This window comes from Blastococcus sp. SYSU DS0619, from assembly GCF_054051035.1.
The window spans coordinates 82517-102579 of record NZ_JBJHAM010000005.1 but is presented as its reverse complement, the minus strand read 5'-3'; the positions used below and the strand labels follow the sequence as shown (position 1 = coordinate 102579).

Annotated in this window: 19 protein-coding genes; 10 read left to right on the top strand and 9 right to left on the bottom strand. The window is 74.0% G+C overall.

Annotated elements, in window-relative coordinates; translation table 11 throughout:
• Positions 1-4 precede the first annotated feature (4 nt).
• A complete protein-coding gene (locus ACI79T_RS08995) occupies positions 5-1000 on the bottom strand; it encodes a GGDEF domain-containing protein (RefSeq protein WP_456609712.1) in 996 nt (331 codons plus the stop codon).
• 151 nt (positions 1001-1151) lie between these two features.
• Between ACI79T_RS08995 and ACI79T_RS08990 the strand changes: the two genes are divergently transcribed.
• The 5 genes from ACI79T_RS08990 (at position 1152) to ACI79T_RS08970 (ending at position 6945) form a co-directional block, all read left to right on the top strand.
• Positions 1152-2354, top strand: coding sequence for a DUF3500 domain-containing protein (locus tag ACI79T_RS08990; RefSeq protein WP_456609711.1), 1203 nt, complete (start codon positions 1152-1154; stop codon positions 2352-2354).
• Positions 2354-3676, top strand: coding sequence for a HupE/UreJ family protein (locus ACI79T_RS08985; protein WP_456609710.1), 1323 nt, complete (start codon positions 2354-2356; stop codon positions 3674-3676). Before ACI79T_RS08990 ends, ACI79T_RS08985 begins: the two co-directional genes overlap by 1 nt.
• Positions 3677-3685: 9 nt before the next feature.
• The gene (locus ACI79T_RS08980) at positions 3686-4264 is read left to right on the top strand and encodes an HAD domain-containing protein (protein WP_456609709.1); all 579 of its coding nucleotides are present in this window, start codon (positions 3686-3688) and stop codon (positions 4262-4264) included.
• Between the two features lie 443 nt (positions 4265-4707).
• Entirely contained in the window at positions 4708-5484 is a 777-nt protein-coding gene (locus ACI79T_RS08975; protein WP_456609708.1) for a transglycosylase domain-containing protein, read from the top strand.
• Between the two features lie 102 nt (positions 5485-5586).
• The gene (locus ACI79T_RS08970; RefSeq protein WP_456609707.1) at positions 5587-6945 is read left to right on the top strand and encodes a GntP family permease; all 1359 of its coding nucleotides are present in this window, start codon (positions 5587-5589) and stop codon (positions 6943-6945) included.
• Positions 6946-7005: 60 nt separating this feature from the next.
• Here ACI79T_RS08970 and ACI79T_RS08965 read toward each other — a convergent pair whose 3' ends face one another.
• The 3 genes from ACI79T_RS08965 to ACI79T_RS08955 form a co-directional block, all read right to left on the bottom strand.
• Positions 7006-7176 (bottom strand): hypothetical protein, encoded by a 171-nt coding sequence (locus tag ACI79T_RS08965; protein ID WP_456609706.1) that lies wholly within the window; start codon positions 7174-7176, stop codon positions 7006-7008.
• A gap of 148 nt (positions 7177-7324) precedes the next feature.
• Entirely contained in the window at positions 7325-9004 is a 1680-nt protein-coding gene (locus ACI79T_RS08960; RefSeq protein WP_456609705.1) for a CocE/NonD family hydrolase, read from the bottom strand.
• A gap of 41 nt (positions 9005-9045) precedes the next feature.
• Complete coding sequence (locus tag ACI79T_RS08955) at positions 9046-9507, bottom strand: NUDIX domain-containing protein (RefSeq protein WP_456609704.1); 462 nt, start codon at positions 9505-9507, stop codon at positions 9046-9048.
• 72 nt (positions 9508-9579) lie between these two features.
• Between ACI79T_RS08955 and ACI79T_RS08950 the strand changes: the two genes are divergently transcribed.
• The gene (locus tag ACI79T_RS08950; protein WP_456609703.1) at positions 9580-10248 is read left to right on the top strand and encodes a helix-turn-helix domain-containing protein; all 669 of its coding nucleotides are present in this window, start codon (positions 9580-9582) and stop codon (positions 10246-10248) included.
• An 8-nt stretch (positions 10249-10256) separates the two neighbouring features.
• Positions 10257-11027, top strand: a complete 771-nt coding sequence (locus ACI79T_RS08945) for a hypothetical protein (protein WP_456609702.1) — start codon at positions 10257-10259, stop codon at positions 11025-11027.
• A 16-nt stretch (positions 11028-11043) separates the two neighbouring features.
• Here the strand turns inward: ACI79T_RS08945 and ACI79T_RS08940 are convergent, their stop codons facing one another.
• Entirely contained in the window at positions 11044-11919 is an 876-nt protein-coding gene (locus tag ACI79T_RS08940) for an NUDIX hydrolase (RefSeq protein ID WP_456609701.1), read from the bottom strand.
• Positions 11920-12045: 126 nt separating this feature from the next.
• On the opposite strand from ACI79T_RS08940, the gene ACI79T_RS08935 reads away from it, so the two are divergent.
• Positions 12046-13086 carry an NAD(P)-dependent alcohol dehydrogenase gene (locus ACI79T_RS08935; RefSeq protein ID WP_456609700.1) on the top strand — a complete coding sequence of 347 codons (1041 nt, stop codon included), beginning with the start codon at positions 12046-12048 and terminating at the stop codon, positions 13084-13086.
• Between the two features lie 90 nt (positions 13087-13176).
• On the top strand, positions 13177-13830 hold the full coding sequence (locus tag ACI79T_RS08930) for a class I SAM-dependent methyltransferase (RefSeq protein WP_456609699.1): 654 nt from the start codon (positions 13177-13179) through the stop codon (positions 13828-13830).
• Between the two features lie 388 nt (positions 13831-14218).
• On the opposite strand, the gene ACI79T_RS08925 is transcribed toward ACI79T_RS08930, so the two are convergent.
• The 4 genes from ACI79T_RS08925 to ACI79T_RS08910 form a co-directional block, all read right to left on the bottom strand.
• A complete protein-coding gene (locus ACI79T_RS08925) occupies positions 14219-15538 on the bottom strand; it encodes a DUF6884 domain-containing protein (protein WP_456609698.1) in 1320 nt (439 codons plus the stop codon).
• A gap of 9 nt (positions 15539-15547) precedes the next feature.
• On the bottom strand, positions 15548-17206 hold the full coding sequence (locus ACI79T_RS08920) for an NERD domain-containing protein (RefSeq protein ID WP_456609697.1): 1659 nt from the start codon (positions 17204-17206) through the stop codon (positions 15548-15550).
• 159 nt (positions 17207-17365) lie between these two features.
• Positions 17366-17815 carry a matrixin family metalloprotease gene (locus tag ACI79T_RS08915; RefSeq protein WP_456609696.1) on the bottom strand — a complete coding sequence of 150 codons (450 nt, stop codon included), beginning with the start codon at positions 17813-17815 and terminating at the stop codon, positions 17366-17368.
• 634 nt (positions 17816-18449) lie between these two features.
• Positions 18450-19088, bottom strand: a complete 639-nt coding sequence (locus ACI79T_RS08910) for a hypothetical protein (RefSeq protein WP_456609695.1) — start codon at positions 19086-19088, stop codon at positions 18450-18452.
• A 163-nt stretch (positions 19089-19251) separates the two neighbouring features.
• Between ACI79T_RS08910 and ACI79T_RS08905 the strand changes: the two genes are divergently transcribed.
• Positions 19252-20034, top strand: a complete 783-nt coding sequence (locus ACI79T_RS08905) for a thioesterase family protein (protein WP_456609694.1) — start codon at positions 19252-19254, stop codon at positions 20032-20034.
• Positions 20035-20063: the final 29 nt, after the last annotated feature.

Sequence of the window (20063 nt, the reverse complement as noted above, 5' to 3'; positions counted from 1 at the left end):
TGGGTCAGCCGAGGGGCGGCAGGACGCCGGACCGGGCGCCGGGGCCCTCCCAGAGCTCCGCGCGGCCGCGGCCGAGGAGCTTGGCGTCGTAGAGGGCGCGGTCGGCGCCGCGCATGAGCTGCGAGGCGCTCTCCCCGAACCCGTACTGGGCGACCCCGCAGGAGAGGGAGATGTCGGGGTGCAGGGTGCAGATGCGCCGCACGAGGGCCAGCGCCTGCGGGCCGGTCGTCCCCGGGAGGAGCAGGGAGAACTCGTCGCCGCCGTGCCGCGCCAGCACCGAGCCGGCCGGGAGCGCCGCGCGCCACACGTCCGCGACCCGGCACAGCACGCGGTCGCCGGCCTCGTGGCCGTGGGTGTCGTTGACCGACTTGAAGTGGTCGACGTCGACGAGGACGGCGGACAACGGTTCGCGCGTGCGGATCGCCTCGCCCATCAGCTCGTCGAGCGCGTCGTCGAACCCGCGCCGGTTGCGCAGGCCGGTCAGCGGATCGCGGCTGGCGCCCGATGCCCGGATGACCAGCCGGCGGATGACCGAGCCGAGACCGACGAGGACCAGGTCCACGCCGAGCGCGGTGCCCGGTGGCACTCCTCGGGACAGCAGCGCCACGGTGATGCCGACGACGGCGACCACCAGGTGGACGAGCGCCTGGCGGCCGGAGAAGAAGAGGTGCGCGTCGACGACGACGAAGGCGATGAGGGAGGCGGCGGCCAGCGCGGTCACCGGGTCGGGGCTGACCACCACCGCCGCGGAGATCAGCACGGTCGCCGCGCCCACCGTCCCGTGGAACACCTTCCGCGGCCACCGGGCACCCCAACGGGCGACCACGGCGGCGGCGGCTAGCGCCACGAGCGACAGCGCGACGAGCACCGACCGGGGGTCGCCCGGCGCGGCCCCCGCGCAGATGCACAGCCCGGCCGCGCCGCCGAAGGCGTAGAACGTGGCCAGCGTCTGCGCCATGACGCGCATCGTCGCCACCTCGGGCGTCCTGGACCGGCTCACCTCGGAGAGGTCGGCCGTCCGGCCTCCGGACTTGACCCCCTTACGGAACGGGACGATCCGGACCCACCCGGCGGGGTGAGGGCCCCCGGTTCACAGCAGATGTGCAGGATGCGTACAGCACCGTTGCACGGAGCGTGACCAATCTGGGCGCATGACCTCGACTCCCCCCCTCCCGGCGTCCGGCGAGCAGCAGCGGCCCCCGCTCTTCCGCCGGATCGCGCGGCCGCTCGTCGCCGGCATCGCGACCCTCTCGATCCTCGGCGGCGCGGTCGCCTGCGGCACCGCTGACGGGGCCACGAGCGCCGGCTCCACCGCGTCGAGCTCCTCGACCGGGACGTCGTCGACGGCCGATGCGGTGACCGCGGCCGCCGACGGCTCCAACACCGCGGAGGTCGTCGCAGCCGCCGAGGCGTTCATGGCCACGCTGACCGACGACCAGCTCGCCACGCTGCAGTACGACTACTCGGACACCGAGGCGAAGTCGAACTGGTCGAACCTGCCCGAGGGCATGATCCAGCGCAACGGCGTGGCGATGGGCGACCTGACCGAGGAGCAGGAGACGGCGGCGCTCGCGCTGCTCGAGGCGATGCTCAGCGAGGACGGCTACCAGCAGGTCCTCGACACCATGGCCGCCGACGACTACCTCGCCGAGCAGAGCGGCCAGAGCAGCACCAACAGCAGCGGCAGCGGCCCCGGCGGCGGGCCGGACTGGAGCAGCGACAACTACTTCTTCGCCTTCTTCGGCACCCCGGCCACCGACTCCGAGTTCATGATCCAGTTCGGCGGCCACCACCTGGCGATCAACGCGAACTACGCCGGGGACACCGTCACCCTGACCCCGGAGTTCGTCGGCATCGAGCCGCAGGTCTACGAGGCCGAGGACGGCACCAGCGTCGAGACGCTCGCCTCGATGAAGTCCGCCGTCTTCGGGGTGCTCAGCAGCCTGTCGGCCGACGAGCTCGCCACCGCCGAGCTGCCCCAGCTCTACGACGACGTCGTCATGGGCGCCGGTGCGGACGGCGCCACGTACCCCGAGGACGGCGGCGTGCTCGTCTCCGACCTGACCCAGGAGCAGCAGGACCTGGTGACCGCGGCCATCCGCGAGTGGGTCGGCGACATCGACGAGGACGTGGCGGAGCAGATCGTCGCCGAGTACGTCGCGGCCTACGACGAGACGTACCTGTCGTGGGCGGGCTCGACCGACCCGGAGAGCGAGGACGCCTACTTCCGGATCAGCGGGCCCGAGGTGTGGATGGAGTACGTGCACCAGGCCGGCATCGGGTTCTCCGGCACCCACATCCACACCGTCTACCGGGACAAGACGGCGGACTACGGCGCGGAGAGCGCGGCCTGATGGCCCGCCGCCTCGCCCGCGCCGGGCTGGTGGCCGCGGCGGCCGGGCTCGTCCTGGTCGCCGCCCCCACCGCCGCCTCGGCGCACCCGTCGGAGACCTCCGCCGTGCTGCTCACCGTGGGCGCGGACGAGGTCGACCTGGAACTGCAGATCCCGCTCGACCGCTACACGCTGGCGACCGGCACGGAGATCGCCGCCGACGCCGGCTCGGTCGCCGCGGCCGCCGACGGGATCGAGGCCTACGTCTCCGACCACCTGGCGCTGTCGGACGAGAACGGCGCCTACGCCGTCGACGTCGGCTCGGTGTCGCTGGGCACGGTGAACGACCTGCCCACCCTGCTCGTCGACGTCGCGGCGACGCCGGCGGGGAGCTCGGTCGGCGACGTGGTGCTCGACTACGACGCCGTCTCCGAGCGGATCGCCACCCACGACGTCTACGTGTCGGTGGTCAGCGACTGGGAGGCCGGCGTCGTCCCCGAGGGGGAGGCAGAGCTGCTCGGCGTGCTCACCAGCGACGAGCCGACGATCGCGCTGGACCGCGCGGACGCCGGCTGGTGGAGCGGGATGACCGCGACGATCGCGCTGGGGATGCGGCACATCGCCGAGGGCACCGACCACCTGATGTTCCTGGCGATGCTGCTGCTGCCGGCGCCGCTGGTCGCCCGCGCCGGCCGGTGGCGGGAGCGGCGGTCACTGGGCGCCACGCTGCGCCGGGCCGGGCTGGTGGTCAGCGCCTTCACGGTCGGGCACTCGCTGTCGCTGGCCGCGGTGTCGCTGGGCTGGGTCAGCTTCCCGACGACGCCGGTGGAGGTGCTGGTCGCGGCGTCGATCGCGGTGGCGGCGGTGCACGCGGTGCGGCCGCTGGTGCCGCGCGGCGAGGTGTGGATCGCCGGGCTGTTCGGGCTGGTGCACGGCACGGCGTTCGCGACGACGATCCTCGACCTGCAGCTGGACCCCGGGGCGACGCTGTCGGCGATCCTCGGGTTCAACGTCGGGGTGGAGCTGGCGCAGCTGGCCGCGGTGCTGGTCGTGCTGCCGCTGTTCGTGCTGATGAGCCGGTCGCGGGCCTTCCCCGTCGTCCGGGTCGGGCTGGCGGTGGCCGGCTTCGGTGCGGCGGTCGCCTGGATCGTCGCGGTGCTGTCGGGGAGCGAGTCCGTGCTGCAGCCGGTGTTCGACGTCGTCGCGGCGAACCCGTGGGTGTCGCTGCTGGTGCTGGCCGGGTCGGCGTTCGTGCTGTGGGAGCTGTTCCCGCTGCCGGGCCGGGCCGACGACGAGCCGTCGATCACGGAGTCCCGCAGCGAGGAACCGGTCGCCGTCGGGTAGGGCTGCACCATGACCGCTCCCCCACCCGTCCTGCTGCTGGACGTCGACGGCGTGCTCAACGCCCTGCGCCGTGATCTGCCGGAGGGCTGGCGGCGCGGCACCTTCCACGGCTACGTGCTGTCGTGGGACCCCTCCGTCGTCGCCCGGCTGCGCGAGTGGCACGACTCCGGGCGGGTGGAGCTGCAGTGGCTGACGACGTGGACGGAGCTGGCCGACCAGCTGCTCGCCGAGCCGATGGGCCTGCCGCGGGGGCTGCGGACGCACAGCCGGGACGTGCTGCCCACCGGTTTCGGCGGCCCGCTCGGTGCCCTCACCGGGTGGTGGAAGCTGGCCGCCGCGCGGGAGGTCGCCGAGGCCGAGCCCGGCCGGCGGATCGTGTGGATCGACGACGACCTCGCCGACCAGGCCGAGGACACCAGCGAGTGGCTGGCCGCCAGCGGGCAGGTGCTGGTCGTGGCGCCGGACCACGTGCTCGGGCTGACCCACGCCGAGCTGGACCGGGTGGAGGCGTGGCTGGGCTCCGCGGGCGGCGAGGACGAGGGGGCACATAGGAAGCCGCCGTACGATGAGCCTCCGACGCCGACCTGAGGAGCACCGCCCTGGCCTCCGTCCCGCCGGATGACCGCGCCACCCGCTGGCTCCGCCGTCAGCCCACCGAGCCGCTGCCGCAGGACGAGCCCGTCCGCCGCCCGCGGTTCGACCGGCCGCCGCCGGCGGGCAACGACTGGTACGGCGCGCCGCCGCCCGCCGGCCGGGCCCCGTACGGCGAGCCGTCCTACGGCGGTCAGGCTCCGTACGGCGAGCCGCCCTACGGCGGTCAGCCCCCGTACGGGCCGCCTCCCCCGCGCACCCGGCCCGGGCAGGAGCCGCAGCGCCCGTACCCGACGGCGCGGCCCGGAGGCCCGTTTCCGCCGGCTCCGCCGCAGCGTCCGTACCCGCCGGCCGAGCCGGAGCGGGGTCGCCGTGGCCGTCGTCTGCTCCGGGACCGCGCGCCGCGGCGCCGCCGGGGGCTGGTCCGCCGCGTCGTCCGGGTGCTGGCCGTGCTCGGCGTCGTCCAGGCGCTGCTGGTGCTGTCGCTGCGCTGGGTGGACCCGCCGACGACGGCGTTCATGGCGGCCAACCCCGACGGTTCGATCCAGCAGTCGGTGCCGGTCGAGCACGTCTCCCGGAACTTCCTCGCCGCGGTCATCGCGCACGAGGACGCCGCGCTCCCCTACCGGTCCGGGGCGTTCGAGTGGGAGGAGCTGTGGAGCCGCGCGACGGCGCACCTCTCCGGCGAGGAGGACCCGTCGGGGTCGACGATCCCGCAGCAGGTGGCGAAGAACGTCTTCCTCAACCAGGAGCTGAGCGCCTGGCGCAAGGCGCTGGAGGCCGGCCTGTCCGTCGAGCTCGCCGCGTTCGTCGACGACCGCCGGATGCTCGAGCTGTACGTCAACTACGCGCAGTTCGGGCCGACGATCTACGGCGTCTGCGCGGCCGGCTGGTACTACTTCGACTCCCCGCCGGCGGAGCTGTCGGCGGCGGAGGCGGTGCAGCTGGTCGGCCTCCTCCCCTCCCCCGGGCACGTCCAGCGCGCGCCCGGCGGCGGCATGGACTTCGAGGTGGACGACGGCATGGGATGGCTGTCCCGCTCGCACGTGGTCAACGCGCAGAACCGGGTGCCCCGCCACCTCGACCGCCTCGGCTTCACGCCCGTCGAGGACGCCGGCGTCGAGGGGCTGGCGTCGGAGCAGGAGCCGTCGTCCGACGACTGCTCGACGCCCCCGGAGGAGGTCACGGAGCTGATCGCCGCGGAGGGCACCGCCTGAGCCGAGGGGCGAGCCGGTCGTCTGGCGGCCGGGGGCACGGCGTGGTCACATCAGGACGTCGTGTGACCTCACCACGGCCGGTGCCTGTGAACGGAGCTCCACGTGATCATCCTGCACGCGTCCATCGCCATCCTCGGCGTGCTCCTGCTGATCATCGCGCTCAAGGTCGAGCCCGTCATCGCCCTGGTGCTGGGCTCGCTGTACCTCGGGATCGCGGGCGGGGTCGGCCTGGCCGGGACCGTGGAGGTCATCGCCGTCGGCTTCGGCGAGATCATGGCCGAGGTCGGGTTGCTGATCGGGTTCGGCGTACTCCTCGGGGCGCTGCTGTTCGCGCTGGGCGCCCTGCAGAAGTTCGTGGCGCTGCTGCTGCGGCTGCTGGGGGCGAAGCGGCTGCCCTACGCGATGAGCGCGGCGCTGACCACGCTGTTCCCGTCCATCTACGTCGACGTGCAACTGGTGCTGGCCTCACCGCTGGCGCGCTCGGCGGCGCCGCACATCGGCCGCGGCGGGCTGCCCCTGCTCGCCGGGTCGCTGACCGCGGGCATCCTGGTCGGCTACGTCTTCGTCGTCCCCGGGCTGGGCACCCTGTCGATCGCCGGCCTGCTCGGCATCCCGCTCGGGACGATGCTGATCTTCGGGCTGGTCGTGGGCCCGGCGACCGCGGTGCTCACCACGTTCCTGTTCAGCCTGGTGCTCAAGGCCGGCTTCTGGAAGCCGGAGAGCGACGAGCACGAGACGCAGGCCCTGCGGGACGCGGAGCACGCAGCCGGCGAACGCGACGAGGAGCACGAGGCCGCGATGCCGCCGCTGGGCATCTCGCTGCTGCCGGTGCTCGTGCCGCTGCTGCTCATCGCCAGCGGCGCGATCGCCTCGGCGGCTGGCGTGGAGAACCCGGTCATCGCCTTCGTCAGCAACCCGGTGTTCGCCCTGTTCCTCGGGATGGTGGGCGCCTACGTGCTGACCCGGCGGACCCTCGGCCGGGAGCGCACCGACGACGCGGTGACCACCGGCCTGAGCACCACCGGGCAGATCCTGCTGATCACCGGCATCGGCGGCTCGCTGGGCGCGGTCATCGGGGAGACCACGCTCGACCAGGTGCTGGCCGACCTGTTCTCCGCCTCGACCGGCGCCTCGGTGATCCTCACCCTGCTGCTGGCCTGGCTGATCGCCGCGCTGCTGCACTTCGCGATCGGGTCGATCTCGGTGGCGGCGATCGCGGCCGCCGGCATCCTCGCGCCGGTGCTCGGCTCGCTGGACGTGGCACCCGTCGTCGTCGGCCTGGCCATCGGCGCCGGGGCGCTGTTCGCGCTGCAGGTGAACAGCAACTTCTTCTGGATGTTCCAGAGCCTGCTGGGCATCTCCACCCAGGGCGCGCTGAAGGCGCTGACCTTCGTGACGGCGCTGGCCTCGGTCGTGGCCATGCCGATCATCATCGTGCTCGGCTTCCTCGTTCCGGCCTGAGCGGCGTCCCCGCGGCCGGCCGAGGACCGGGCCGCCCGCAGGACGGGCGGCCCGGTGGGCTCAGCGGGTTCCGGCGTCCCGGCCCTGCTGCGGGTTGGGCATGGGGCGCCGCTGCTGGAAACCCGGGTCGAAGCGCTGGGTCGGCTCCAACTCGGCGGTCTCCGGGGCGGCGTGCCGCCCGGCGCGGGGCATCTTGAACTCAGCTGTCTCGTCGAGCAGGTGCTTGCTCACAGGGCCGTCCTTCCGTGGATTGCGGTCAGCGTAAGCAGCCGGAGCGCCCGCTCGTAGGACCTTGAGGGAAAGCCCAGGTCGGCTGTGGTCAGCGGGAAAACTGTGACGACCGCGTGTCGCGGCAACCCTTTTCGGGCGGCCCGGCGGGTCAGCCGGCCGGCAGGGTGAGCGACGACGGCGCGGCACTGCCGGTGCAGATCCGGTGGGCCACCGGCACCCCGCGGGTGCCCTCGCCGGGCGCGTCGCCGGTGCCGAGGTTGCGGGCGTAGCGCGGGTGGGCGCCACCGGAGACCTGCAGCCGGATGCGGTGCCCGGCCCGGAAGCGGTGCGCGACGTCGGGCAGCGTCGTCTCCACCGTCCGCTCCCCCGCCGCCGGCTCCTCGCCGGGCGCCGGGTCGAGCCGGACCAGCCGGTCGGTGACGTTGACCGACCGGCCGCTCGGGTCGACGTCACAGAGCCGCACGAAGACGTCGGCGTACGGGTTGTCCGACTCGTGGAACAGCCGCACCCGCGCGCCACCGAGCAGCTCGACCGGCGTGCGCAGCGGCGCGGTGGTGAAGGTGCGGACGTCGTCACGCGCCTCCAGCTCCCGGTTGTCCCGCTGGCCGGCGCTGGCGGCGAGCACCCGGCCGCCGACCGACGGGGTCGGGTCCATCGGGTCGTAGGTGAAGGTGGTGGGCTCCTCGGGCCCGGCCGGGACGTCGTCGTGAAGCCGCCCGCCGGCGGCGAGGTACCAGGCGCGGTCGGTGGTGGCCGGGGGCCAGTCGGGCATGGTCCGCCAGGTGCGGGCGCCGGAGACGTGCACCCGCACCCGGTCGGTGCGCTCCGGGGCGGGCGGCGCGCCGTCCACCGGCAGGTGGGCGGTCAGCCAGGCGAGGCTCTCCGGCGTCGTCACGGCGGCGTCGATGGTGAGGTGCGCCCACGGGCCGAGGGTGAGGCCGACGTCGACACCGCGGTCGCGCAGGACGGCGTACTGGTACAGCGTCTGCTCGACGAACCAGTCCTGCCAGCCGCCGATCAGCATGGTCGGGACGGTGCTCGAGTGGACGGCGGGGGTGGCGCGGTAGCGGTCCCAGTAGGCGTCGGACAGGTCGGGGTGCGCGAGCCACTCGTCGAACCACGGGGCCGGCATGCCGCCGAAGCGCTCGGCCAGGCCCTGCAGCGGCAGCTCGCCGAGGTGCGGGGCCAGGCGGCGCTCCGCCGTCATCAGCCGGTACATCCCGCGCAGGAAGCTGACCCGCTCCTGGTGGGCGACGAGCTCGGTCCAGATGGCCAGGTTGGTGAGCTGGAAGGCGCCGTCGATCAGCCCGGCCTGGGCGAGGTCGTGCGGGCCGATGTGCAGCACCATCGCCTTGAGCTCGGGCGGCGGGTCGAGCGCGAGGGCCCACTGCGTGTAGCCGAGGTAGCTGGGGCCGAGGGTGGCGAGCCGGCCGTCGAACCACTGCTGCTCGCGCAGCCAGACGACGGTGTCCTGCCCGTCGTGCTCCTCGTGCACGACCGGGCTGAACTCGCCGCCGGAGCCGAAGGTGCCGCGCACGCTCTGCACCACCACCGCGTAGCCGCGCTCGGCGTACGGCACCGTCATGGCCAGGGCGAACCCGAGGCCGCGGCCGTACGGGGAGCGCAGCAGCACGGTCGGGTGCGGGCCGTCCGAGGCGGGCAGGTAGACGTCGGCCCGCAGGGTGGTGCCGTCGCGCATCGGGACGTCGAGACCGCGCAGCACCCGCACCCCGTGGGTGGCCGGGGGCAGCGGCCACCGGCGGGTCATCGCCGCGGCGGCGACGCGGGCCGCCCGCGGGAGGGGCTTGGGGAGCGAGCGGTCGGGCACGGAACCTCCAGGTCGGTGGGACGGCGACCCTAGCTGCGAGTTCAGCGGGCGAGGTGCGCGGCCAGCCGGTCGAGGAAGGGCAGCTGCGCCTTGACCAGCTTGGTGCGGGCGGTGTCGAGGTCGAACCAGGCGGCGCGGTCGATCTCGGGGAACGTCTGCATCCGGCCCGACCGCGGCGGCCACTCGAGCTCGAAGGTGTTGCTGGTGATCGCGTCGGCGTCCAGGTCGCCCTCTCCCGCCCAGACGGTGAGCAGCTTGCGGCCCTTGACCTCGCCCAGCGGGCGGAGGGTTGCGGCGGGCATCGGGCAGCCGAGCTCCTCGGCGAACTCGCGGCGGGCGGCGGCCTCGGCGTCCTCGGCCGGGTCGTGCTCGCCCTTGGGGATCGACCAGGCGGCGTCGTCCTTCCTCGCCCAGAACGGCCCGCCCATGTGCCCGAGCAGCACCTCCACGCGGCCGCCGGTGCGGCGGTACAGCAGGACGCCGGAGCTGCGGACGGGAGGCACCCGGCCAGCTTCGCAGAGATGCTGCCGCGGTTTCGGCTTGACCGATAGCGTCGCTGTGACGACATTGTCGGTATGCCCCTGATGACCACCGAGCAGGCCGCCGACCGGCTGGGCGTCTCCGTCCGGCACGTGCAGCGCCTGGTCTCCGGAGGTCAGCTGCTCGCGATCGGCACCGACCGCGTCGACGCCGACTCGGTGGCCCAGTGGATGGCGCAGCGCCAGGGCAGCCGGGTGCGCGCCTGGGAGGAGCCGACGGCGTGGGCCGCCGTGGCACTCCTGGAGGGCGCTCCGGCGGCGTGGCTCGGGCAGGCGCAGCGGTCGCGTCTCCGCTCGGCTCTCGCCGGCACCGCAGCCGCCGAGCTCGCCGCCCGCACCCGCAACCGGGCGACGGTGCACCGCTACCGCGCCCACCCGCGGGCGCTCGACCGGCTGGCCCGCGAGGTGGTCGCCTCGGGCGCCGCCGGGGGCATCGGCGGGTTGAGCGCGGCGCCGGACCGCTGCGACGGGTACGTCGACGAGCGCGTCGAGGAGCGCCTGGTCCAGCGGTACCGGCTGGATCCCGACCCGTCGGGCGGCGTCACGCTGCGGGCGACGCGCATGCCGATCGACGTCGTCGCGGAGCTGGCGGGCGGAGGCCGGCAGGTGCTGGCCGCGCTGGACCTGGCCGGCTCGACCGACCCGCGGGAGCGCTCGACCGGCCACCACCTTCTCGACCGCGCGCTCGGGCAGCTGCGTGGCTGAGGTGCTGCGTGGCTGAGGTGCTGCGGCCGCCGACGCCGGCTGGCGGGTGGGCGCCACCGTGGCCCGACGTCGCCGAGCTGGCCGGGGCGGTGCCGGCCGACGCCTGGACGCTGATCGGCGGGCTGATGGTGCAGCTGCACGGCGCCGTCGCCGGTGTGCCGGTGGTGCGGCCGACCAATGACGTCGACGTCCTGCTGCACGTGGAGACCGGGTCCGGCCGCCCCGCCCAGGTGGCCCGCTCCCTCGAGGAGCTCGGCTACCGGCTGGCCCCGAGCGTCGACCCGCGCGTGGGGACCGCGCACCGCTTCGTCCGGGACGGCGCCGTCGTCGACCTCGTGACGTCGGGGACCGAACGTTCCGTCGTCGACGTGGTCGCGGCCGACCACGCCCCGCCCCGGTCGCTGGAGCGGTTCCGCGGCTACGACCTGGTGCGCGTCGCGGGCGGCACGCAGGCGCTGCGCCGGACGGTTCTCGCCGAGCTGCGGATCACCGGAAGCATGGAGACGACGATCAGCGTGCCCGACGCCTTCGGCGCACTGATCCTCAAGGCCGCGGCGCACCTCACCGACGGACGCGACCGCGACCGGCACCTGGCCGACGCCGCCGTCCTGCTCGCATGCGTCGACCCGTTCGCCGACCGGGCCTCCTCGGGCAGCGACCGGAAGCGGCTGCTGCACCTGCAGCGGCACCTGGCGGACCCGATCGCGGCATCCTGGCTGCTGCTCCCCCAGGACGCTCGCCGCGACGGGCAGGTGGCGCTCGACCTGCTGTGCTCCTGAGCGCAACCGGGTCCGGCTACGTGTCGTCGCCCGGGTCGCCGTCGGCTGCCCCGAACGGCTCGACCAGCTCGGCGAGCGGCGCCGGGCCGTCGTCCTCGTCGTACACGTACTCCAGCCGGCCGTCGGTGAGCACCGGACGACTCATGATCGGCCGGATGCGGCGCGGCTCCGCCATCGCGGAGGCGACGTCCGGATGGGCGGTGAGGTCGCGCAGGGTCGACGCGGTGGCGTTCATCATGGTCAGCGACCCGTCGCGGAAGCCCCGGTACGCCTCGGTGACCGGCGTCCAGGCCACCTGGTCGGCCTCGCCCCCGACGTCCCGGGTGCGCTGACCGGCCGGGAGCGCGGCGAGGAAGAACCGGGTGTCGAAGCGGCGGGTCTGCCACTCGGGGGTGATCCAGTGCGCCCAGGGGCGGAGCAGGTCGGCGCGCAGCAGCAGGGACCGTGCCTTCAGGAAGTCGCTGAGGGCCAGCGCGCCCTCGATGAGCGCCAGCCGGTCGCGCTCCCAGTCCTCTCCCGTCGTGTCGGTGACCGGCGTGCCGTCCCGGTGCGCGGCGAGCAGGACGCCGGACTCCTCGAACGTCTCGCGGACGGCCGCGGCGACGAGGGCGGTCGCCAGCTCGGGGTCGCAGGAGAACGCCTCGGCCCACGCGGCGGGTGGCGGGCCGACCCAGTGCTCCGCGGCCTCGCGGTCGCGGGGGTCGACCGAGCCGCCCGGGAAGACGTGCATCCCGGCGGCGAAGGCCATCGTGGGACGGCGCCGGAGCAGGTAGACGTCCGGGCCGGCCGCACCGTCGCGGAGGAGGACCACGCTGGCGGCGTCGCGGGGCTCGACGACGTCGGTCTCGCCGCGCAGGTACCGCTCGACGAGTTCGGTGCGATCGGCAGGCATGGCCGTCATGCTCGCACCGGTGGCGCATCGTCGCTGTCGACCGCTGCCCGTTCGCACGGCTCGCCACCAGCCACGCGCAGGCCCTAGCGTCGGGTGGGACCTCGTCCCGGCAACGGAGGAGCAGGCATGCGCGCGGTGCAGTACCGGACCATCGGCGGCGAGCCCGAGGTGGTCGACGTCCCGACGCCCGAACCGGGGCCGGGGCAGGTCCGGCTGCGGGTGACCGCCGCGGGGCTGTGCCACTCCGACGCGTTCGTCATGAGCCTGCCGGCCGAGCAGTACGTCTACGGCCTGCCGCTCACCCTCGGGCACGAGGGCGCCGGCGTCGTCGACGCGCTGGGCGAGGGTGCGACCGGTGTCGAGGTGGGTGAGCCGGTGGCGGTCTACGGGCCGTGGGGCTGCGGGCTGTGCCATGCGTGCGCGCAGGGTGCGGAGAACTACTGCCCGCGGGCCGCGGAGCTGGGCATCCAGCCGCCGGGACTGGGCTCCCCCGGTGCGCTGGCCGAGTACATGATCGTCGACGACGTCCGGCACCTGGTGCCGCTCGGCGACCTCGACCCGGTGGCCACCGTCTCCCTGACCGACGCGGGGCTGACGCCGTACCACGCGATCGTCTCGTCGCTCAGTGCGCTCCCGGCCGGTTCGACCGCGGTGGTGATCGGGGCGGGCGGACTGGGGCACGTGGGCATCCAGATCCTGCGGGCGATCACCGGCGCCACCGTGATCGCGCTGGACATCAGCGAGGACAAGCTGAAGCTGGCCCGCGAGGTGGGAGCACACCGAGCGCTGCCGTCGGACGAGTCGGCCGTCGCGGCGATCCGGGACCTGACCCGCGGGGTGGGTGCGCAGGTGGTGTTCGACTTCGTCGGCGCCCCGCCGACCCTGGAGATCGCCCGGAAGTCGGTCGCGCTGGACGGCGTCGTCCAGATCGTCGGGATCGGTGGCGGGGTGCTGCCCACCGGCTTCTTCTCGACGCCGATGGGCGCCTCGGTGCGGGCGCCGTACTGGGGCACGCGGTCGGAGCTGATGGAGGTGCTCGACCTGGCGCGCGCCGGCGCGATCCACGTGGAGGTGGAGCGGTACTCGCTCGACCAGGCACCGGAGGCGTACCGGAGGCTGCACGAGGGCTCGATCCGCGGCCGCGCCGTCGTCGTCCCGGGTGCCTGACCGCCGAAGCGACGCCCCAGCTCTACGGTGCCGCGCCGTCCTGCCGGCCAGTCGCCGACGGTCTCGATCGGCCGGTAGTCTCCGCGACCCATGCAGCACTATGACGTCCTGTCGTGGATGTACGAGTACGGCACCGAACTGCTGCACGGTGAGCACCGGCGCGAGGCGATCGAACTGCTCCGCCTGGAGCCGGGTGCGACCGTCCTCGACGTGGCGACGGGAACCGGCGCGAACCTCCCCCTGCTGGCCGAGCGCATCGGTGCGTCCGGCAGGATCTGCGCGGTCGACTACTCCCCCGGCATGCTCGCCCGCGCGGATGCGAAGGTGCGGGACGCCGGCTGGGACAACATCGACCTCATCGAGGCGGACGCTCGCACGCTCGACCCCGGACTGGTGGGGCGCACCGAGTTCGACGCCGCGATCTGCGTCCTCGGCCTCAGTGTCGCGCCGGACTGGCGCGACGTGTTCCGGCGCATGTTCGACCTGGTCCGCCCCGGCGGTCGCATCGTCGTGATGGACCTCCACCTCGACGGAAAGCTCACCAGCGGCGTCGCCAACGCCTACTACCGCCGCCTGGCGCTGGCCGATTCACGACGTCGCTTCTGGGAGCCACTCCAATGGCGCGTGGACGACTTCGAGTTGATCGACCACGACTGGTTCGGCGGTGTCGCGAGAATCGCCGGTGGCACGAAGCCGCCTGCGATCACCGGCCCGGGGACACCTTCCGATCCGGCTTCCGGATAACCACCCGAAGGCCCAGCTGACCCAGGAGCCGGGGTCGGGGTCGGGGTCGGGGTCGGGGTCGGGGTCGCGCGCCACGAGCAGGTCGTCGACCACGGCTCCAGCCTGGGACGGCTGAGCGGGTACCTGCTGGCAGCCGGCCGGTGAGGAGCGTGGGTACGGTGTGAGATCGCGAAGGCCGGCGCCTCGACTGCGCCGACGAGGAATGCCTGGGACGGCTCGATGGCCCGGCGCTCCAGCGACGGCCGGCAGTTTCAGGTCCCGACCGCGGCTCCGGACGGGTCGACCAACGGCCCGTCCCGGTGGATCCCATAGCAGAGCCAGGCACGCTCCCGAGCGATGCCCGGCCCCTCCCCCCGGACCACGGGCGCGACCGGGATCCGCCCGGCTGTCAGCGGCTGCGGATGGACGACCGACGGGCGCTCAGCGTCTTCCGCAGCGGGGTCGGCGGGACGTCACGCAGGTTGAGCGGCGCATCGGTGACCCCTAGGAGGCGCGCCTCGCCGGACGTCACCTGGTCCGCGGGCAATGGCAGAGTGGCCACGCGCAGGTGCTGATGCATCCACGCCGTGAGGTCGGCCTCCGAGATCGGCTGGTCGCCGGGCCGGGACAGGCAGGCGGCCAGCGTCAGGCGGAACGTCGAGAAGTTGCGGTTGCCGCCGAGGTGCATGGTGGCCACCCGGCCCCAGAGCGTGTTGGTCGAGCTGACGCCGTTGGGACGGATGCCGCCCGCCCGACCGGCGTAGATCAGCCCGGGCGGGACGCGGTGCCCGAGGCCGGCGGAGAGCTCTCCGGCGCCCTGCACGTCGGCCCACCAGCTGTAGAGACCCGGCCGGTCGGACGCCACCCGGCCGGCGGCGAGGAACTCGCTCGGAGGGACGGCGTAGCCATCGTCCAGGAGCCGGGCCACATCCGGAACAGCGGGAGCCGCGGGCACAGGCTCGCCGAGGTGCTCCGCCGAGCCGCCGTACCAGGCCAGTCGCTCCCCCTGCCTGAGCCCGGCGAGCGGCTGGACCAGCGTCCCGCCGGCCCGAGCGAGCGGGTCCATGAGGGGCCGGCAGTAGGCGCTGCCTGCGTGCGCCTCCACGGTCAGACCGCGGAGGTCGTGCCGTTCGCCGAGCTGTGCCACCACCCATTCGGCCCAGGCGCTGCGGTATCGGGCCGACTGCTCCGGCAGGTAGACGTCGTAGGGCGCGATGACCTCGTCGGGGTGGAGCAGGCCGAACTTCGCGCTGAGGACGTACCAGGGTCGGCCGGACCGGACGGCGAGATCACGCGCCTTCCGGAAAGCAGCCCCCGTGAACAGCGCGGCGGCGGGCGCCGGCCCGTCAGCCTTGGAGCCGGAACAGCCGACGATGACGACGTCGGCACCACGAGCGGCCGTCGCGGAAACGCCCGCGGGCAGACCCGGCCGGCCGGGAGAACGGTCAGAAGGCGGCGCCGTCGCCGGGGCCGTCGCCTCGCTATCCCGGCTACCCCTCCACGGACTGGTCGAGAAGCCGAGCCGGCCGAGGACGTCCAGCGCCCGGTGCGACGTGAACGCCGACCTCTCCAGCCCGGTGGCCAGGGCGAGCACCTGCTTCGGCGGCCAGCGGGTGCCGTCGACGTCGACCCAGTGGGTGCGCAGCTCGTCAGGAGCGACACCGCGCAGCGCCACCCGGACGGCTTCCGTGTCCAGCGAGTACCGAGCACCCTCGTGCACGAACTCCACGACTCCCCCTCAGCCGGTCGGCGTCGAGACGGAGGACTGCGCCAGCCGCTGGGCGACGGCCGGGCCGCCCACCCGCCGGATCAGCTCCAGGTCGCCGCAGACCACGAGCAGGTCGCGGGCGCGGGACAGCCCGACGTAGAGCATCTCGCGGGCGCGCTCCTCGTCCCGGAAGCCGTTGACCGCCAGGACGACCGACGGCCGCTCCAGCCCCTTGAACCCGAGCACGTGGCCGTAGAAGAGGTCGTCGTCGGCCCAGAAGGAGTCCCAGTAGGCGTCCTGACCGGCGGTCTGGCGCTTGGCCTGGACGGGGTGCCGCCGGTAGGTCGTCAGCAGCGCCACCGACTCGGCCGGCCACCCGGCGTCGAGGAGGGCGGCCGCCTCGTCGTCCGCCGCACCGATGGCGTCATCGGTCGCGCACTGGACGAAGCGCACGGGGACGCCGTCGCCACCCCGGTAGCGCATCTGACTGGTGGTGAGACTGCCGAAGGTGCCGGCGATCTGCTTGGTGTTGCGCAGGTTCTCGTCGAGGTCGAAGGGCGTCAGCGCGACCGGTGGGCGGCCCTGGCGTGCGAACACCCGCTGCCCCTCGTCCGCGAACACGTAGAGGCAGCCGTCCTCCGGGGAGCGCAGCGCGGCCAGCACGGCCGGCCACCAGCTCTCGGCGAAGTCCTGCGCCTCGTCGACGACGATGGCGTCGAAGCGATCGGTCTCGGGCAGCCCGCCGGCGAGTTCCACCATGCGCTCGGGGAGGTACTCCTCCCAGTAGCCGCTGTCGTCGTCCGACCCGGGGGTGACGCCCCAGTCGATGCCGAGACCGTGGAAGGTGCCGACGTAGGCCGGGCGCTCCTTCCGGTTCCAGGTGTCGACCCGGCGGCGGAGGTACTCGGCCAGTCCACGGGAGTAGCACATGACGGCGACCCGCCCGCCCTCGACCGTCAGCCGCCGGGCCTTCTCCAGCGCGAGCCAGGTCTTGCCCGAGCCCGCGCCGCCGCGGACCTCCACCCGCCGGTTGGAGCGCAGCCAGTCGAGGACGCGCGCCTGGTCGCGAGTCAGCAGGTCGCACTCGGCCTCCCGCTCGTGCAGCGTCGCGAGCAGCTCCTGCTGCGGGATGCCGACCCCGGCCAGGCAGTCGACGAACGCCTCGACGTCCTCGGCGGTCGGGGGCTCGACGTCGCTCTCGTACTGCCGGAGGGAACTGGCGATGCGGGCGGCCGCCCGAGGCAGGTCGGTGCGGTCGAGGACCATCCACCGCGGCGCGTCGGGCGCGGCGAACTCGTCCGGCAGCGTCGTCGCCGGCAGGGCCACCAGGTGCACCACCCGCGGGTCACCAGCGCTCCAGCGACGATCGCGGCGCAGGTAGTCGCGCAGCAGGTACTTGCAGCGCAGCGCCTGCTCGACTGGCCTGATTCGCTTGTCCAGCCCGCCGCCGACCTGCCGCCATTCCCCTTCGCGGAGGTGGACGCTGCCGCCCTTGACCTCGATGACGGCGATCCCGAAGCCGGGCCAGGCGACGATGACGTCGGCCTCGCGGTCCTCGCGGCGGTCGCTGAAGCGCTGGCCGCAGACCATGACGGCGTCGTCGGGCAACTGGTCGCGCAGCGCCTCGGCGAACAGCCGCTCGGCGTGCGACTCGAAGACGGGACTGCTCGGGAAGATGCGCGCCGTCATGCGCGCACCGCGGTCGTCGTCATGCCGTGCCCCCGTGGCTGGCTGGGATGGATCGTCCTGGCAGCGTGACATGCCACACCGACATCTCCGGCGAGCCGGGCGCCGAGTTCGTCACGCACGACCCATCTACCTCCAACCGGTGATCTGCCGGCCTCCCGCTCACACGGTCGGGACGCACTCCCCGCCCCCGAGCTGAGACAGGCCGGTCAGGTCACCGATGCCGAAGTCGAGCACCGTGCTGGTCGTCGGGTACATCAGCTCGTCCGGGTCCGCGACGTGTGCGAGGCCGACCAGGTGAGCGAGCTCGTGGAGGACGACGGCGCGCGCACCGGAGACCCCCGCCGGGTCGGCCAGCATGCTGTCGAAGGCGGCTGCGTCGAGCCCCACCACACCGGTGACGAACACCTGCGGCCCGCCGGGCGGCTCCACACTGGCGCTGCCGGCCAGCCCGGCGACACGACCGGCCAGCTCCGGGTTCTCCGCCTCGGTCTGCCACGACACGAGCACGGGGGCCCAACGGTCCCCGTAGCGGTCGGGCTGGAAGCTCGCACGGTCGTCCCACGCCGACTCGTCGGTGGCGCCGTCGTAGACGAAGTGCAAACCGGTCACACCTGAGACCCGGGCAAACGCTTCGTGGACCAGCGCCTCTCCCCCGGGCGGCGCATTCTCGGGACGGATCACGTAGTGGACGGGCCGGCACGGGTCGTAGGCCACCGGCTGCTCGCCGTCGTCCTGCAACCCGACGAAGAGGTGCGTGCCTCCCGGACTCGGTGCCGGCACCGGTGTGCCCAGCGGCGCGTCAGCGGACTCGAATCCGGGTGTCGGCCAGGACGACGGCCTGACGGTGCCCGCGGCACCACCCCCGAGCCCGCGCGGGTCGAGCACCACGGCGCACACGACACCGACACCGGCCAGGACAGCCACCAGGGACATCAGACGGCGGCGATTGCGAGCGCGACGCGTCGGCGACGGAGCGGGAGCGGGAGCGGGTGACCAGGTCCGCCAGGGCTCGGCGGTGGGCGCCCGACCGCTCGCCTCGTCGAGCACCCACTGCGGCACCCGGCCGGTGGGTGATGCCCGGAGGCCGGAAGGCACCCGGTCCGGTCCTGCACCGTTCCGCACTGTGGATCCCCCGCGTCCTTCGCTGCTCGGTCGTCGTCCCATCGGAACCTCGGCCCGCCCGGAGGAGACCGACAGCGGGCTGCCTACTCCCGACGAGCGAGACCGTGGCGACGGGCGAGGATCAGGAATCGATGAAGGTATCGACGCAGGTCGCGCAAGATCCTTCCGCGGCGACGAACGCCTCGGGCGCGGTGGCCCGGCGGCAGGTGCGGCACCAGCGGAAGGACCGGCGGCGGTGCGAGGCAATGGCCTCCGCCATCTCGGCGACGAGGTCCGGCTGGTGGAGGACGTCGTCCCGGGTCAGCCGCGGCTCGTCCCCCATCAGCGGGCCGGGACGGTGCTGGCCCCAGGAGGTGAGCGGCCGGGCCAGGACGAACCACGGACCCTGCACACCCACCGCGAGCTGCGCCGGCTCGCCGCTGACGAACCACCGCACGCCGTCCGACCCGTCGACCGCGCTCTCGCGCCGCCACCCGGCGCCCAGGGCCCGGACGAGCTCGGCGTGCCCGACGTCGAGCAGCCCGGCCAGTTCGGCCTCTTCGACGGTGGGGTCGGACTCGTCGCCCCACTCGAGTCCGCAGGTGCGGCAGGCGAACGCTGCCGGCTCGTCCATCACCAGGCAGCCACCGAGCGCGACCCGCCCGCTCTCCGACTGCTCGAAGAGGTCGAACCCCGGCAACCCGTAGACGACGGGGACCGAGTCCTCCCGCCCGCACCCGGGGCACACCCGCCCCGCCTGCACACCGACCGATCCGCCCATGCCACTCCCTGGTTCGCGCCGCCCCGTGACGGCAGGGCGGACCATGGCAGGCGCCACCGACAGCAACCGGCCGCCCGCGTAGGCATCCGCCGCAGTCCCACCCGATCGAGCGACGGTGAGTCCGCCCGGCCGCCGGCTGACCACCTCGGCCAGACTGCCGGTCATGGAGTTCGAGGCCTTCTACCTGCCGCTGGGCGACAACCGGTTCGCGCCCACCCGGGCCACCGAGAGCCCATGGGACCACAGCGCCCAGCACGGCGGACCGCCGTCCGCGCTGCTGGCCCACCTGGCCGCCGACGCCGCCCGGTCGACGGGGGCGGGTTCGCGACCGGCGCGGATCAGCGTCGACTTCTTCGGCGCCATCCCCCGCCGAGAGCTGGCCGTCGAGGTGTCCCCCGTACGCCCGGGACGGCGGATCGACCTGACCGAGGCGGTGATGACCGTGGAGGGCCGCACCGTCGCCGTCGCCCGCGTGTGGTCGCTCGCCGTCGGACCCACCCCGCCGGTGGTCACCGAGCTCAGCCCGCCACCCGCCGTCCCCGAATCCTCGCCGCAGGTCCTGTTCGGCCTGCCCGACTGGGGCTTCGGGCAGGCCCTGGAGTGGCGCTACACCGCCGGGTCGCCAGAGGAGCCCGGGCCGGCCGACGTCTGGACCCGGGTGCGCGTCCCGCTGGTGGCCGGCCTGCCGCTCACCGGTCTCGACCGCGCGCTCATCGCGGCCGATGCGGCCAACGGCATCTCCGTGGAGCTGCCCATCGACAGCTGGTGGTCCATCCCGCCGGGCATGACCACGCACCTGACCCGCGAGCCGGACGGCGAGTGGGTGCACCTGGCCTGCCGCACGCAGATCGCCGCCGACGGCATCGGGCTGTGCCACGGCGAGCTCTCCGACGTACGCGGCTCGATCGGCGAGGTCGCCCAGCCGCTGCTCGTCCAGGCCCGCTGACGAAGCCACGAGCCGCATCCAGCGTCGCA

Bases quoted from the DNA above. Each gene is read 5' to 3' on its own strand.
- ACI79T_RS08920 (WP_456609697.1), bottom strand. From the start codon at position 17,206: ATGACGGCGCGCATCTTCCCGAGCAGTCCCGTCTTCGAGTCGCACGCC.
- ACI79T_RS08930 (WP_456609699.1), top strand. From the start codon at position 13,177: ATGCAGCACTATGACGTCCTGTCGTGGATGTACGAGTACGGCACCGAA.
- ACI79T_RS08950 (WP_456609703.1), top strand. From the start codon at position 9,580: ATGCCCCTGATGACCACCGAGCAGGCCGCCGACCGGCTGGGCGTCTCC.
- ACI79T_RS08990 (WP_456609711.1), top strand. From the start codon at position 1,152: ATGACCTCGACTCCCCCCCTCCCGGCGTCCGGCGAGCAGCAGCGGCCC.
- ACI79T_RS08935 (WP_456609700.1), top strand. From the start codon at position 12,046: ATGCGCGCGGTGCAGTACCGGACCATCGGCGGCGAGCCCGAGGTGGTC.
- ACI79T_RS08905 (WP_456609694.1), top strand. From the start codon at position 19,252: ATGGAGTTCGAGGCCTTCTACCTGCCGCTGGGCGACAACCGGTTCGCG.
- ACI79T_RS08980 (WP_456609709.1), top strand. From the start codon at position 3,686: ATGACCGCTCCCCCACCCGTCCTGCTGCTGGACGTCGACGGCGTGCTC.
- ACI79T_RS08985 (WP_456609710.1), top strand. From the start codon at position 2,354: ATGGCCCGCCGCCTCGCCCGCGCCGGGCTGGTGGCCGCGGCGGCCGGG.
- ACI79T_RS08910 (WP_456609695.1), bottom strand. From the start codon at position 19,088: ATGGGCGGATCGGTCGGTGTGCAGGCGGGGCGGGTGTGCCCCGGGTGC.
- ACI79T_RS08940 (WP_456609701.1), bottom strand. From the start codon at position 11,919: ATGCCTGCCGATCGCACCGAACTCGTCGAGCGGTACCTGCGCGGCGAG.